This window comes from Frigidibacter sp. ROC022, assembly GCF_024723735.1.
Lineage (GTDB): Bacteria > Pseudomonadota > Alphaproteobacteria > Rhodobacterales > Rhodobacteraceae > SLM-1.
In genome coordinates this window covers 775,933-790,408 of the sequence record NZ_JANQDU010000001.1, presented here as the reverse complement: position 1 = coordinate 790,408, position 14,476 = coordinate 775,933, and the positions used below count along the sequence as shown (strand labels likewise).

Here is a 14,476-nt window from a genome sequence, read left to right as displayed (position 1 = left end):
CTTGGCAGGCGGCAATTGCCGCAGAGATACCCCCCTTTCGCCCCGGGAGAGATTACCGACATGCCGCTTCATCCTGACATTGCCCGCCTGACCGACCGGATCATCGCCCGTTCCCGATCCAGCCGGGGGGATTATCTGGACCGGATCGCGGCGGCAGCGGACAAGGGCGTGGCCCGCGGCCATCTGGGATGCTCGGGCCAGGCACATGCCTATGCGGCAATGGGAGACGACAAGCCGACGCTGGTGGCCGAGAAGGCGCCCAACCTCGGGATCGTCACCAGCTACAACGACATGCTCTCGGCGCATCAGCCGTTCGAGACCTTTCCGGCGCTGGTCAAGGACGCGGCACGGGCGGCGGGCGGCACGGCGCAGGTGGCAGGCGGGGTTCCGGCGATGTGCGACGGGGTCACCCAGGGCACGGCCGGGATGGAGCTGTCGCTGTTCTCGCGCGACGTGATCGCCATGGCGACGGGGGTGGCGCTGTCGCACAACACCTATGACGCGGCGCTCTACCTGGGCGTCTGCGACAAGATCGTGCCGGGCCTGGTCATCGCCGCCGCCACCTTCGGCCATATCCCGGGGATATTCGTTCCCGCCGGACCGATGACCAGCGGCATCAGCAATGACGAGAAGGCCAAGGTCCGGCAGCGCTATGCCACCGGCGAGGCCGACCGGGCCGAGCTGATGCAGGCCGAGATGGCCGCCTATCACGGCCCGGGCACCTGCACCTTCTACGGCACCGCCAACACCAACCAGATGCTGATGGAGTTCATGGGGCTGCACCTGCCGGGCGCCTCCTTCGTGCCGCCGGGCTCGCCGCTGCGCGAGGCGCTGACCCGGGCCGCCGCGACCCGCGCCCTGGCGATCACCGCGCAGGGCAATGCCTATACGCCGCTGGGCGAGGTGCTGGACGAAAGGGCCTTCGTCAACGGCATGGTCGGGCTGATGGCGACCGGCGGCTCGACCAATCTGGTGCTGCATCTGCCCGCCATGGCGCGGGCGGCGGGGGTGCTTCTGACGCTCGACGACTTCGCCGCCGTCTCGGACATCGTGCCGCAGATGGCCAAGGTCTATCCGAACGGTCTGGCCGACGTGAACCATTTCGCCGCCGCCGGCGGCCTGCCCTACATGATCGGCGAGCTGCTCGACGCCGGGCTGCTGCATGAAGACGTGCGCACCGTGGCCGGCGACGGTCTGCGCCGCTACCGGCAGGAGCCGAAGCTGCGCGACGGCGCGCTGGTCTGGGAAGACCTCGCGGGCGGCAGCCTGAACGAGCGGATTCTGCGACCCGTCTCCGATCCCTTCGCGACCAGCGGCGGGCTGAAGAAGCTGTCCGGCAATCTGGGCACCGGGGTCATGAAGGTCTCGGCCGTGGCGCCCGAGCGGCATCTGGTCGAGGCCCCGGCCCGGGTCTTCGAAAGCCAGGAGGCGGTCAAGGCGGCCTTCCGGAACGGTGAGTTCACCTCCGATACCGTGGTGGTGGTCCGGTTCCAGGGGCCGGCGGCCAACGGGATGCCGGAGCTGCATTCGCTGACCCCGACGCTGGCGGTCCTGCAGGATCGCGGGCTGAAGGTGGCGCTGGTCACCGACGGGCGGATGTCGGGCGCCTCGGGCAAGGTCCCGGCGGCGATCCATGTCTCGCCCGAGGCCGCCAAGGGCGGGCCGCTGGCACATCTGGCCGATGGCGACGTGATCCGCGTCGATGCGGTGGCGGGCACGCTCGACGTGACCGACCCGGCGGCGCTGACCCGGCCTGCCGCCACGCCCGACCTCTCGGCCAACGGCCACGGCAGCGGGCGCGAGCTCTTCGCGCTGTTCCGTCAGGGCGTGACCGATGCCACCGATGGCGCCTCGGTCCTCTACTGACCGTGCGACCCGGCTTCAAATTCCCCGCGGCCCGGCTTATGCCCGGGCTGCACCCGCCCAGACGACCACGCCGAAAGGACCCGCGATGACTCCCGCCGAAATGAACGCCGCCAACGAAGCCGTCATGCGCCTGGCCCCGGTGATCCCGGTTCTGGTGATCGAGGACGCCGCCCAGGCCCAGGGTCTGGCCCGTGCCCTGGTGGCGGGCGGCCTGCCGGCGCTGGAGGTGACCCTGCGCACCCCCGCCGCGCTGGATGCGATCCGCGCCATGACCGAGGTGCCGGGCGGCCGGGTCGGCGCGGGCACCCTGCTGACCCGGGCCGACGTGAAGGCGGCCAAGGCGGCCGGCGCGACCTTCGGCGTCTCGCCCGGCGCCACCCCGGCGATCATCGAGGCCTGCGAGGACGAGGGCCTGCCGCTGCTGGCCGGCGCCGTCACCGCTTCCGAGGTGATGACGCTGCTGGAACACGGGCTGACCACCGGCAAGTTCTTCCCGGCCGAGGCAGCCGGCGGCGCCGCGGCGCTGAAAGGGCTGGGTGCGCCGCTACCGCAGATGCGGTTCTGCCCCACCGGCGGCGTCTCGCTGAAGAATGCCCGCGACTACCTGAGCCTGGCGAACGTGCTTTGCGTCGGCGGCAGCTGGGTCGCTCCGGCGGCGATGGTCAGGGCGGGCGACTGGGCCGGGATCGAGACCCTGGCGCGCGAGGCCGCCGCCCTGCCGCGCTGACGGCATCCGGCTTGCCCGGACGGGCGCCCCGACGCTAGGCTGCCCATGCGGCACCCGTCGCAGGAGTACCGCCGATGCCCGAGTCCCCCGCCCCCTCCGTTGCCACCTGCCTGTGGTTCCAGACCGACCCCGAACCTGCCGCCGAATTCTACGCCGGCCTCCTGCCCGGCAGCAGCTGGTCGGTGCCGAACCGCGAGATGCTGCCCGACGGCAGCCTCGGCGCCGCCTTCATGGCAGAGGTGGTTCTACAAGGTCAGCGCCTGATCCTGATGAACGGCGGGCCGCAGTTCAAGCTGACCCCGGCGGCCTCGATCCAGGTGCATGTCGAGACCCAGGCCGAGATCGACCGGCTCTGGTCGGCGCTGCTGGAAGGCGGCAGCGAGAACCGCTGCGGCTGGCTGACCGACCGTTGGGGCGTCTCCTGGCAGATCATCCCCCGCGCCCTGCCCCGGCTGCTGGCCCTGCCCGACCGCGCCGCGGCGGGCCGGGCAATGCAGGCGATGATGGGCATGGTCAAGCTGGACATCGCGGCGCTGGAAGCGGCGGCGGCGCAGAAGGTGTAGCCCCGGCGTCGCAGGGGACCCGGGCCGGCGCCCGGGACTGCGGCGCCCCGGCCGGCCATGAGGCTCGACGGGCCTACGGCCCGCCGATCCGCCGGGGGGCCGGCCCCCCGGGCCCCCCGGGATATTTCCAAGGTAAAGCCGGTCAGGCACCGGGGCCCGCGGCCGGGCGGTCGGATTCGCGGAGCGCCCCGGGCGGCAGCTCGGCCGCGAACCGGTCGAGCGGCAGGACATAGGTATGAATGCCGAACACCACCGCGCCGGTCCCGGGCAGCTTCAGGAATGTCTGCCGCTCCGAGCGCAGATAGCCCGGCGCACCGTCCCGCGCCGGTTTCCTCTCGCCCTCGCGGCGCGGCTGGAACAGCGCCGGATCGCGGTAGATCAGCCAGTTCGCCCGCCAGAGCGGGGTGCCGGGGCGCAGCGCATCGAACATCCGCTGCACAGAGCGGGCCACCGCGGCATAGGAAGGCACCGGCCGGTGAATGCGGCTGAGCGGCCGGCCCGCCTTCTCGGCCAGGGTCCAGCTGGACGGGAACAGCAGCGTGCCGCCGATCAGCACATGCTCGTCGCCCCGTTTCACATGCAGCAGCAGATCCTCCTGCACCAGCCGGGCCAGCGTGGCCATTGGCCCGTCGGCCGCCAGATCCACCGTGACCCCGTCCGGACGCCGGACCGCCTGCGACGAGACCGCATAGCCCCTGCAGCCGGCCAGATAGGCCAGCACCGCCGAAAGCAACTCGGCCACCGCCGGATCGTCGCTGTCGGCCAGGACCTGCGCCCGGTGGCGGGCCAGCAGCCGGTCCCGCTCGGCCATCTGGGCGGCGAAGACCTCGTCCTGCAGCAGCCAGGGCAGCGCCCCCAGCGGCTGCACCCCCGGCAGGCGCTTCAGCGCCGGATCGGACCAGGGACGATAGGGCAGGCTGTCATGAAGGATCATCCCCTCTACCTGCCACGGCGCGGCGCGGTGCGAAAGCGTCGCCTCATGTCGCAATCCGCCGCGACGGAGCCCGGTCCCGGCCCGATCCTCGCCGCATCCGCCCCTTTCGACAGGCCCCGAGATGGACGTCCCCTATCGCGACCGCCGCAAGATCGACCCCAGCCGTGGCGCCACGCTGGCCGATGGCAGCCCGAACGACCAGGACCGGATCGAGATCGGCCCGACACGGCTCGCCCTCGCGGAATGGGCCGAGGCCGGGCTGACCCTGCCCGACCTGCCGCGGATGCGCGCCTATCGCTGGCAACGGCTGGTCGCAGGGATCGTGGGGCGGGACTATGGCGGGCTGCTGCTCTTCGATCCGCTGAACATCCGCTATGCTACCGATTCCAGCAACATGCAGCTCTGGAACACCCATAACCCGTTCCGCGCCCTGCTGATCTGCCCGGACGGCCATATGGTGATCTGGGACTACAGGAACGCCATGTTCCTGAGCAAGTTCAACCCGCTGGTGCGCGAACAGCGTTCGGGCGCCGACCTGTTCTATTTCGACCGCGGCGACCGGCTCGACCTGGCGGCGGATGTCTTTGCCAACGAGGTGCGCCTGCTGGTCGCGGAACATGCCGGCGGCAACCGGCGGCTGGCGGTCGACAAGATCATGCTGCACGGGCTGCGGGCGCTGGAGGCGCAGGGCTTCGAGGTGCTGCCCGGCGAGGAGCTGACCGAGAAGGCCCGCGCGGTGAAGGGGCCGGACGAGATCGCCGCGATGCGCTGCGCCAGCCATGCCTGCGAAACCTCGGTCGCGGCGATGCAGGCGGCCATGGCGCCGGGAATGAGCGAGGCCGACATCTGGGCGGTGCTCCATGCCGAGAACATCCGCCGCGGCGGCGAGTGGATCGAGACCCGGCTGCTGACCACGGGGCCGCGCACCAATCCCTGGTTCCAGGAATGCGGCGCCCGGATCGTGCAGCCGAACGAGATCGTCGCCTTCGACACCGACCTGATCGGCGCCTACGGGATCTGCGTCGATATCTCGCGGACCTGGTGGCTGGGGCCGGACCGGCCGCGGCCCGACATGATCGAGGCGATGCGGATCGGGGTCGAGCACATCGCCCGCAACATGGAACTGCTGGCGCCCGGGGTGCCGTTGGCCGAGCTGACCCGGCGCTGCCACCGCCTGCCCGATATCTACCAGAAGCAGAAATACGGCTGCATGATGCACGGAGTCGGGCTCTGCGATGAATGGCCCCTGATCGCCTATCCCGACGCCGCGGTCGAGGGCGCCTTCGACTATCCGCTGGAACCCGGCATGGTGCTCTGCGTCGAGGCGCTGATCTCGCCCGAAGGCGGAGATTTCTCGATCAAGCTCGAGGATCAGGTGCTGATCACCGAGACCGGGCACGAGAACCTGACCCGCTACCCCTACGACGAAGCCCTGCTGGGCGGTTAGACCGGGGCCCGGGATCAGCCGGCGCTGACCCCGGCCTCGGCAAAGGTCGCCATGCCCGAGTGGCAGGCCAGCGCCCCTTGCAGCACCTGGATCGCCAGCGCCGCACCCGAACCTTCGCCCAGCCGCAGGTTCAGCGCCAGCAGCGGCACCTTGCCCAGATGGTCGAGCAGCCGGGCATGGGCGGCCTCGGCGCTCTGATGTCCGGCCACCGCGTGATCCAGCGCCCCCGGCGCCAGCCGGTGCAGCACCGAAGCCGCGGCGCAGGCGATGAAGCCGTCGAGAATCAGCGGAATCCGCAGCACCCGCGCCCGCGCCATGGCGCCGGCCATCGCGGCGACCTCGCGCCCGCCCAGGGCCGTCAGTGCGACCAGCGGATCGGCGGCGGCGCCGGGATTGGCCGCCAGCCCGGCCTCGACCACCGCCACCTTGCGCGCCAGCCCTGCGTCATCGACCCCGGTGCCGCGCCCGCACCAGTCCCCGGCGCTGCCACCGAACAGCGCCAGCGCCAGCGCCGCCGCCGAGGTGGTGTTGCCGATCCCCATCTCGCCGGTGACCAGCAGGTCGGAAGCCGGGTCCACCGCCTGCCAGCCGGCAAGCAGCGCCGCCACGCAGTCGGACTCCGACATCGCCGGACCCTTCGTGAAATCGGCGGTCGGGCGATCGAGCTCCAGTTCATGCACGTCGAGCCGCGCACCGGCCAGTGCCGCCAGCTGGTTGATCGCCGCCCCGCCGGCGCGGAAATTGGCCACCATCTGCACCGTCACCTCGGGCGGAAAGGCCGAAACGCCCTGCGCCGCGACACCGTGATTGCCGGCGAAGACCAGCACCTGCGGCGCCGCGATCCGGGGCCGGGCATCGCCGCGCCAGCCGGCATACCAGAGCGCCAGATCCTCGAGCCGTCCCAGGGCGCCCGGCGGTTTCGTCAGCTGGCCGTTGCGGGACTCGGCTCCGGCGCGGGCCGCGGCGTCCGGCGCGGGAAGGTCTTGCATCACGGTGCGAAACTGGGCGAGGTCGGCGAAGGGCATGGCGGGTCTCGTTCGTTGAAAAGCCTGCCGCCTGTCTTTACGCTGCGCCGCGCGGGCGCAAGCCGGGAAAGGACCATGACATGAGCAAAGCCGACCCTGGACTGATCGAGGCCGAGGATATCAGCGTTGCGCTCGGCCTGCTGACCCGGTTGCCGGTGCCGGGCGGCACGCGCGGTGCGCGGGCGGCCTGGGCCTGGCCGGTGGCGGGGTTCCTGGTGGCGCTGATCGCCGGGCTCTGCGGCTGGTTCCTGCTGGCGATCGGGCTGGTGCCCGGAGTGGCGGCGGCGACGGTGCTGGGGATCCTGGCGATGCTGACCGGCGCCATGCATGAGGACGGGCTGGCCGATTCGGCGGACGGTCTGTTCGGCGGCTGGACCGTGGCGCGGCGGCTGGAGATCATGAAGGACAGCCGGATCGGCACCTACGGGATGCTGGCGCTGCTTCTGGTGACGCTGGCGCGCTGGTCGGCGCTGTCCTTCCTGCTGGCCACAGGGCATACGCTGGCACCGCTGATCGTGGCGGCGATGCTGAGCCGGGCGGCGCTGCCGCTGGCGATGATCGCGATGCCGAACGCGCGTGGCGAGGGCCTGTCGCAGTCCGCCGGCGTGCCGCCGCGACCCTCGGCGGCGCTCGGGCTGGTGCTGGCGCTGATCGCGGCGATTGCCCTGCTGGGCTGGGCGGCGATCCCGGTGGTGCTGGCGGCGGCGGTGCCGATCATCGCCCTGGCGCTGCTGGCGCAGGTCAAGATCGGCGGCCAGACCGGCGACATCCTGGGCGCGATGCAGCAGCTGGGCGAAGTGGCCGTCCTGTCTGCCCTCTGCGGGCTGGTCTGACGGCGTCCCCATGGGGACGGGGGTTCAACTACCTGAAATTCAATAATAATCGCTGCGGACACCCGTCTTGGTCAATGGCGCATTGCCGCACCGCCCGCGCATCGGCCCGCCGAGGCAACGCCCTGTCCTTTGCGACGGGAAGGCCAGGCCGCGCGCCCTGTTCCGGGCCGGGCATCTGCGGTTCGGAGCGGGCCGCCCCCTGCCCCACCGGCCCCGGAACAAGCGAAAACCGCCGCCCAGAAGGACGGCGGTTGCCGAAACTCTCGTAACCGGATCAGGCGGCGCGAGCGACCAGAACCTCGTCCACCTGCTTGGCGGCTGCCATCTCGTCCGAACCCGAGACCGCCGCGATCTCGCGGGTCAGACGCTCGAGCGCAGCTTCGTAGAGCTGCCGCTCGGAATAGCTCTGCTCGCGCTGATCGTCGGTGCGGTGCAGGTCGCGCACCACTTCGGCGATGGCGATCAGATCGCCCGAGTTGATCTTCTGTTCGTATTCCTGGGCCCGGCGCGACCACATGGCCCGCTTGACCTTGGCCTTGCCCTTCAACGTCGTCATCGCCTTGGTGACGATATCGGGCGAAGACAATTGCCGCATCCCGATCGACAGCGCCTTGTGGGTCGGAACCCGGAGCGTCATCTTGTCCTTTTCGAACGAGATCACGAACAGTTCCATCCGCAGCCCGGCGATTTCCTGCTCTTCGATCGAGATGATCTTGCCGACGCCATGGGCCGGATAGACCACGAAATCGTTCGGGCGAAATTCAGATTTGGTCTTGGTCATACAGTCATATCCCCAAACCCATCCGTTCCTTGGCCGCCCCATTGCACACACACATCACGCATGAGGGGATCGTTTGGCGTCAGAAACACAGCCACAAGGCCGAACCTCGTGGCTGAGCGAATGGAATAGTTGTTCACATGGCTTTCATATAGCAGAAAATACGGCGATTTTAAAGGGTTCTGAACGGTTCGGCAGGAAAATGCCTGAATCCACGCCGAATTCCGGCCCAGATGGGGCCGCTACGCGCATCTGACGTTGCGTAACCGGTCGGCGCGGCCGGTCAGCCGCCCTCGCCCGGGGCTTCGGAAAAGTACTTTTCGAGCTTCCCCGATTCGCCGTCCCGCTCTTCCGCCTCGGGCAGCGGGTCCTTGCGGGTGACGATCACCGGCCAGGATTCCGAGTATTTGCGGTTGAACTCCACCCAGGGCTCCATCGCCGGTTCGGTATCCGGGCGGATCGCGTCGGCCGGGCATTCGGGTTCGCAAACCCCGCAGTCGATGCATTCGTCGGGATGGATCACCAACATGTTCTCGCCCTCGTAGAAACAGTCCACGGGGCATACCTCGACACAGTCGGTGTATTTGCAGGCGATGCAGTTGTCGGTGACGACATAGGTCATGGGTCGGTCTCTCCGGCGGGCTCGACGCGGCGCCCTGCTGGGGACGCGCGCCCCTAGGTATTTTCGTGCGGCCCGAGGTTCAAGCGAAGAATAGGCAAGATCGGGGCCCGGCGACACCGGATTCCGGCCTCACGGCAAGATCGCGGGCGGTTTTCGCGCCGCGGCGCATGGCCGCAGGCCGCTTGCGACAACGCCGGGCGCTGCGCTACGCCAAAGGAGTCCACTGGGAGATGGATGATTCTGGAGAGCGCCCCCGCCAGACGCGCGACATCCGGGCTCGCGACGCTGTTGCCGGCCTATTTCGGCATGGTCATGGCGACCGGGATCGTCTCGCCGGCGGCCTGGGCGCTGGCCTTCGAGGCGCTGTCAGCGACGCTTCTGCGACGGCTTCGGCGCGGCTGAGTCCTCCGGTTCGGTCAGATCGTCATAGAGCGCCTGCGCCTCGGCGGCCGAGCCGCGCCGTTCCGGCAGGGCCAGCAGCCGCACCACCCGGATCCGCCGGGCCTGGCGGAAGGTCAGCACGTCGCCGGGGCCGACGGGCCGTGCCGGCTTGCCGACCTTGCGGCTGTTGATCCGGAGATGGCCGGCCGAGATCACCTCGGCCGCCAGGCTGCGGGTCTTGAAGAAGCGGGCGAAGAACAGCCATTTGTCGACGCGCATCCGGGCGCTGCCGTCCGCAGCCGGCGCAGCCTCGGCCGCGTCGTCGCGCACCTATTGCTTGTCCTTCAATGCCGCCAGGACCGCGAAGGGATTGTCCGGGTCGATCGGCTTGTCGTGGCGCGGCGGGCGGGCCTCGAAGCTTTTCGGGCGGTCGTCGCGCTTGCCGCCCTTGCCCTTCTTCGGACCCTTGAACCGGCCTTCGGGCTTGCCGCCGCCCGCCTTGCGGGGGCCGCGGTTGCCTGCGCCGGCGTCGCCCTGGCCCTGACGGGCATTGTCGCGGCGCGGGCGCCGGTCGCCGCGCGGCTTCGGGCGCCATGTGAAGGTATAGAAGACCTCCATCTCGACCGGGGCGGATTCGGCCTCGGGGGCTGCCGCGGGATCGGCGGCTTCGGCCTCGGGCGGGGTCGCGGCGGGATCGGCGGTTTCGGCTTCGGGGGCGGCTTCGGCCGGCACCGGGGCCTCTTCGGCCGCTGATTCGGCGGCCGGGGTGGCCGCTTCGGCCGGGGCGGCTTCGGCGGGCGGCACGTCGCCTTCGCTGATCGCGGCGGTCACCGCGGCGACGACGGCCTGGGGCGGCACTTCCGCATCGTCACCGGCCAGCAGTTTCGCGGCCTCCTCGGCAGCGCGCTTCTCGGCGGCTGCCTGAATCTCTTCCGCCGTCGCCTCGCGCGGCTTCTCGACCGCCTTCACCTTGGGCCGCTCGCCCTTTTCGGCGGTATAGCCCAGCCCGGTCATCAGATCGGCGAACTGGTCCAGCGTCATCCCGGTGATCGAGAGCATGTCCGCCTTGGCCTCGAAGCCGGCGCGGCTGTCCTCGCCGCGGATCTGATCGGCCAGGCGTTCCAGCATGTCGATCCGGATCGCCCGGCTGCCGGCGCGGTGATAGCCCGACACCGTGTAGCTGCCTTCGGGCGTGCCCTCGACATTGGGGATCGTCACCAGCCCCGGCGGCGGGCTTTCGGGGAAGGTCTCCAGCCCCCTGGCCAGCGACCAGAGCACCAGCCGCAGCCGGGTCGGCGCCGGTTTCAGCAGGGCCGGCATGAAGATCGTGTACTGACCGAAACGGATGCCATGCTTGCGCAGGGCGCCCCGCGCCTCCTGGTCCAGCGCCTTCACGTCCGCCGCCACCTGCTGGCGCGGCAGCACGCCGAGAGCCTCGACGAGACGGAAGGCAAAGCCCTTGGCCAACCCGGTCAGGGTTTCGTCCTTCCGAAGTCCGAGCAGCGGCTCGAACAGCGAGGCGATCTTGCGGTCGATGAAATGCTGCAGGCGGCGCCTGACCTTCTCGGCCACTTCCGGTCCGGCCTCTTCATCCACGAAGGGCTCCACCCCCGGCGACAGCGGGTCCGGCCCGGCCACCAGCTTGCCAAGCGCGGTGTCGCCCCACATCAGCCCGCCCTGTTCGGTATAGTCGAACTCGGTATCGGGGGCGTTGTAGCAGCGGTCCGCCTTCAGCGCGAAATGCGGCCGCAGCGCGGCTTCGGACGCCTGCCGGACTGTCTTGGCCTCATCCGGCGAGCCGGTCTTGTCGATCCGGAACCGGAATCCTTCGAGACGGCCGACGAATTCGCCCTCGACCGTCACCTCACCCTTGTCGTTCACTTCGGCCACGAGGCTCTCCCGGTCCTTCAACCGCCGCATCAGCACCGAGGTGCGGCGATCGACAAAGCGTTGCGTCAGTGCCCCGTGCAGGGCATCCGACAGGCGGTCTTCTACCGCGCGGGTCTCGCCGCGCCAATGTTTTTCGTCATCAACCCAGGCCCGCTGCGCGACATAAGTCCAGGTCCGGATATAAGCGAGACGTTTCGAGAGTGTGTCAATATCACCCTGCGGCCGGTCGAGACGGCGCACCTGGACCGCCAGCCAATCGTCGGGAATCCGGCCCCGGTCCGAGAGAAAGTCGAAGATCTGCGCCAGAAGATGGGCGTGCTCGGTGCCCGAGAGGCTGCGGAAGTCGGGCACCCGGCAGACATCCCAGAGCAGCCTGACCCGCTGCGGGTGGGTCAGCCGGTCGGTGACCTCGGGCCGCTCGGACAGCGCCTTCAGCGCCAGCACGTCATCGGCATCGCGGGCCCGCGACAGCCATTCGTTGCTGGTGTGCTGCTCCAGCGAGGCCAGAAGCCGCTGCGCGGAGCCGAATTCCAGCCGCCCGTTGCGCCAGACCAGACGCCGCAGCGGCAGAAAGCGGCTCTGTTCGATCGACTCGACGGTTTCCTCGTCGAGCGGCGATGCCTCGCCGGTGACACCGAAGGTGCCCGAGGCCATGTAGCGCCCCGCCCGGCCGGCGATCTGCGCCAGTTCGGTGGGCGCCAGATGCCGCATCCGCCGGCCGTCGAACTTGACCGTCGAGGAAAAACCGACATGGGCGATGTCGAGATTCAGCCCCATGCCGATTGCATCGGTGGCAACCAGATAATCGACATCGCCGTTCTGGTAGAGCTCGACCTGCGCGTTCCGGGTCCGGGGGCTGAGCGCGCCCATCACCACCGCCGCCCCGCCCTTCTGGCGGCGCAGCAGTTCGGCGATGGCATAGACGTTCTCGACCGAAAACCCGACGATGGCCGAACGCGGCCTGGTCCGGCTGATCTTCTTCTGGCCGGTATAGGTCAGGGTCGAGAACCGCTCGCGCTTGAGGAACTGGACCCGGGGCACCAGTGCCGCGATGGCCGGGCGCATGGTCTCGGCCCCCAGAAACAGCGTCTCGTGCCGCCCCCGCGCGTTCAGCAGCCGGTCGGTGAAGACATGGCCGCGCTCGGGATCGGCGCAGAGCTGGATTTCGTCCACCGCCAGGAAATCCGGGTCCATCTCGGGCATCGCCTCGACCGTCGAGACCCAGTAGGCGGCGCGGTCGGGGACGATCCGTTCCTCTCCGGTGACCAGCGCCACCACCGAGGGGCCGCGCAGCGCCACGATCCGGTCATAGATCTCGCGCGCCAGAAGCCGCAGCGGCAGGCCGATGACCCCGGTGCGATGCGCCAGCATCCGCTCGATGGCATAATGCGTCTTGCCGGTATTGGTCGGGCCCAGCACGGCGGTGATCCGACCGCCGCCATTCGGGCCGCCCCGGTTCGGGCCGCTGTCGGGAAGATATCCGTCGGGCATTCGCCTGCCTTCGCGCTTGCAGTCGGTCGGGGCCGGAATCGCGGCGGTTCAGAGAGTCTCGCCGGTCAGTTCCTTGTCGAGCCGCTCGATGGCTTCCTTTACAGCCGGACGATATGGCGTCAACTCCTGGACCTTGTGCCAGACCTCTATGGCGTCTTCCGGGTGGCCGAGGTCCTCGAGAATCAGCGCCAGCCCGGAAAGCGCGCCAAAATGTCGCGGGTTGAGCCGCAGCGCGGTGCGGATATCGGCCAGTGCGGGGCCGTAAAGCCCGGAATTGTAATAGGCGGTGGCCCGCGCATTCCAGCCCTCGGCAAAGTCCGGCGCATGGTCCGTGAGCGCGGTGAAGAAGCCGATGGCCGAGGCCCAATCCTGTTCCTCCATGGCCGCGCGACCCCTTTGCAGCAACAGATCCATCGAGGGAGAGCCGCTTTTCGACCACTCCTCCCAGATCTGCGATTCGACCGCCTCGGAGTTGACCGAGGGCTGCTGCAGCCTGTCGAACATCTCGTCCACCGTCTCGGCATGGGCCGGTCGCGGTAGGGAATACACGACTGTCAGGGCCAATGCCGCGACGATACATTTGAGGCGATCAAGCTGGGTCTGCATAAACCCGAGTGTAACTCAGGCCATGAACAGGGCGCTAGTGCCTCGGCCCCAGCAAACAAGGAAGTGAATATGAGCGATGTTGTCAGCGCGGCAGTAGAAGCCCTTCAGGCCAAGATCGGCGACGCGGGATTCGACGGCGTGGCCAAGTTCGTGATCTCGGGCGAAGGCGCCCTGATGATCGACGGCGCCGGTGTGCATGCCGGCGACGACGAAGCCGATGTGACGCTGACCGCCGATGCCGAGACCTTCCAGGCGATCCTGGACGGCGAGATCAACCCGACCAATGCCTTCATGTCGGGCAAGCTGGCCATCGACGGCGACATGGGCGCGGCGATGCGGCTCGGCTCGGTGCTTGCCTGAAGTGCGCAACGCGGCCCCCTTCCTCGCGGATCTGTCCGAAGGGCCAGAGGGCGGCTATGCACGCTGGGTGACCAGCAGTGACGGGGTGCGCCTGCGGGTGGCGATCTGGCCGAAATCGGATGCGAAGGGCACGATCCTGCTGTTTCCGGGGCGCACCGAATATGTCGAGAAATACGGCCGGGCGGCGGTGGAATTCGCCGACCGGGGCTATGCCGTGGCCACGATCGACTGGCGCGGCCAGGGCCTGTCCGAGCGCCTGATCGACGATCCGATGACCGGCCATGTCTTCGATTTCAAGGACTACCAGATCGATGTCGCGGCGCTGCGCGAGGCGGTCCGCGATGCCGAGATGCCCGAGGCGACCTTTCTGGTCGCGCATTCGATGGGCGGCTGCATCGGCCTGCGGGCGCTGACCGAAGGGCTGCCGGTGAAGGCCGCGGCCTTTTCGGCGCCGATGTGGGGCATCGGCATGTCGACGCCGCTCAAGCCGGTGGCCTGGGCGGTCTCCTGGGCCTGGCCGAAACTGGGCCGGGGCGAGAACTACGCGCCCGGCACCGATGCCACCTCCTATTCCGCGACGGCGCCTTTCGAGGGCAACGTGCTGACCTCGGACCCGGAGATGTATGCCTATATGCAGGCCCAGACCGCCGCCCTGCCCGGGCTGGCCCTGGGCGGGCCGTCGCTGCAATGGCTCTATCAGGCGCTGACCGAGACCCGGGCGCTGCGGGGGCTGGAACGTCCGGATCTGCCCGCGGTGGCGCAGGTCGGCACCAACGAGAAGGTTGTCGACATGCATGCGGTGGAAGAATTCATGGAGACCTGGAAGAACGGCGCCTTCACCAAGATCCACGGCGCATCGCACGAGATCATGATGGAACAGCGGCCGATCCGAGAGGGCTTCTTCGATTCCGCGGCCTCGCTGTTCAACCGGGCCGCCTGACCCCCGGCGGGTC

At 69.3% G+C, this 14,476-nt stretch carries 15 protein-coding genes; 8 read left to right on the top strand and 7 right to left on the bottom strand.

From position 1 onward, the window contains the following. Nucleotides 1–60 precede the first annotated feature (60 nt). The 3 genes from edd (at nucleotide 61) to NUW50_RS03815 (ending at nucleotide 3,156) form a co-directional block, all read left to right on the top strand. A complete protein-coding gene (edd, locus tag NUW50_RS03825) occupies nucleotides 61–1,866 on the top strand; it encodes a phosphogluconate dehydratase (RefSeq protein ID WP_258287735.1) in 1,806 nt (601 codons plus the stop codon). Between the two features lie 85 nt (nucleotides 1,867–1,951). Next, a complete protein-coding gene (gene eda / locus NUW50_RS03820; protein WP_258287734.1) occupies nucleotides 1,952–2,593 on the top strand; it encodes a bifunctional 4-hydroxy-2-oxoglutarate aldolase/2-dehydro-3-deoxy-phosphogluconate aldolase in 642 nt (213 codons plus the stop codon). Nucleotides 2,594–2,667: 74 nt separating this feature from the next. Further along, a complete protein-coding gene (locus NUW50_RS03815; protein WP_258287733.1) occupies nucleotides 2,668–3,156 on the top strand; it encodes a VOC family protein in 489 nt (162 codons plus the stop codon). A gap of 142 nt (nucleotides 3,157–3,298) precedes the next feature. Here NUW50_RS03815 and NUW50_RS03810 read toward each other — a convergent pair whose 3' ends face one another. Next, on the bottom strand, nucleotides 3,299–4,090 hold the full coding sequence (locus NUW50_RS03810; protein ID WP_258287732.1) for a heme-dependent oxidative N-demethylase family protein: 792 nt from the start codon (nucleotides 4,088–4,090) through the stop codon (nucleotides 3,299–3,301). 121 nt (nucleotides 4,091–4,211) lie between these two features. Here NUW50_RS03810 and dddP point away from each other — a divergent pair, with 121 nt between their 5' ends. Beyond that, nucleotides 4,212–5,537, top strand: coding sequence for a dimethylsulfonioproprionate lyase DddP (gene dddP, locus NUW50_RS03805; protein ID WP_258287731.1), 1,326 nt, complete (start codon nucleotides 4,212–4,214; stop codon nucleotides 5,535–5,537). Nucleotides 5,538–5,551: 14 nt separating this feature from the next. Here dddP and cobT read toward each other — a convergent pair whose 3' ends face one another. Beyond that, nucleotides 5,552–6,562: a nicotinate-nucleotide--dimethylbenzimidazole phosphoribosyltransferase gene (gene cobT / locus NUW50_RS03800; protein ID WP_258287730.1), complete on the bottom strand. Its 1,011-nt coding sequence runs from the start codon at nucleotides 6,560–6,562 to the stop codon at nucleotides 5,552–5,554. A gap of 80 nt (nucleotides 6,563–6,642) precedes the next feature. On the opposite strand from cobT, the gene cobS reads away from it, so the two are divergent. After that, entirely contained in the window at nucleotides 6,643–7,395 is a 753-nt protein-coding gene (gene cobS / locus NUW50_RS03795; RefSeq protein ID WP_258287729.1) for an adenosylcobinamide-GDP ribazoletransferase, read from the top strand. A gap of 274 nt (nucleotides 7,396–7,669) precedes the next feature. Here cobS and NUW50_RS03790 read toward each other — a convergent pair whose 3' ends face one another. Together NUW50_RS03790 and fdxA are read right to left on the bottom strand one after the other, a co-directional pair. Further along, complete coding sequence (locus NUW50_RS03790) at nucleotides 7,670–8,176, bottom strand: CarD family transcriptional regulator (RefSeq protein WP_258287728.1); 507 nt, start codon at nucleotides 8,174–8,176, stop codon at nucleotides 7,670–7,672. Nucleotides 8,177–8,456: 280 nt separating this feature from the next. Then, nucleotides 8,457–8,795: a ferredoxin FdxA gene (fdxA, locus tag NUW50_RS03785; protein WP_258287727.1), complete on the bottom strand. Its 339-nt coding sequence runs from the start codon at nucleotides 8,793–8,795 to the stop codon at nucleotides 8,457–8,459. A gap of 234 nt (nucleotides 8,796–9,029) precedes the next feature. On the opposite strand from fdxA, the gene NUW50_RS03780 reads away from it, so the two are divergent. Further along, nucleotides 9,030–9,197: a hypothetical protein gene (locus NUW50_RS03780; RefSeq protein WP_258287726.1), complete on the top strand. Its 168-nt coding sequence runs from the start codon at nucleotides 9,030–9,032 to the stop codon at nucleotides 9,195–9,197. Here NUW50_RS03780 and NUW50_RS03775 read toward each other — a convergent pair. From NUW50_RS03775 to NUW50_RS03765, 3 genes are read right to left on the bottom strand one after another with little or no spacing between them, the layout of a single operon-like run. Beyond that, nucleotides 9,162–9,506, bottom strand: coding sequence for an RNA-binding S4 domain-containing protein (locus tag NUW50_RS03775; RefSeq protein ID WP_443135073.1), 345 nt, complete (start codon nucleotides 9,504–9,506; stop codon nucleotides 9,162–9,164). The genes NUW50_RS03780 and NUW50_RS03775 overlap by 36 nt on opposite strands. After that, nucleotides 9,507–12,557, bottom strand: coding sequence for a helicase-related protein (locus NUW50_RS03770; protein ID WP_258287725.1), 3,051 nt, complete (start codon nucleotides 12,555–12,557; stop codon nucleotides 9,507–9,509). A gap of 48 nt (nucleotides 12,558–12,605) precedes the next feature. Next, nucleotides 12,606–13,061 carry a tetratricopeptide repeat protein gene (locus tag NUW50_RS03765; protein WP_258287724.1) on the bottom strand — a complete coding sequence of 152 codons (456 nt, stop codon included), beginning with the start codon at nucleotides 13,059–13,061 and terminating at the stop codon, nucleotides 12,606–12,608. A gap of 171 nt (nucleotides 13,062–13,232) precedes the next feature. On the opposite strand from NUW50_RS03765, the gene NUW50_RS03760 reads away from it, so the two are divergent. After that, nucleotides 13,233–13,523, top strand: coding sequence for an SCP2 sterol-binding domain-containing protein (locus NUW50_RS03760; protein ID WP_258287723.1), 291 nt, complete (start codon nucleotides 13,233–13,235; stop codon nucleotides 13,521–13,523). Nucleotide 13,524: 1 nt separating this feature from the next. After that, nucleotides 13,525–14,463, top strand: a complete 939-nt coding sequence (locus NUW50_RS03755) for an alpha/beta fold hydrolase (RefSeq protein WP_258288300.1) — start codon at nucleotides 13,525–13,527, stop codon at nucleotides 14,461–14,463. Nucleotides 14,464–14,476 lie beyond the last annotated feature (13 nt).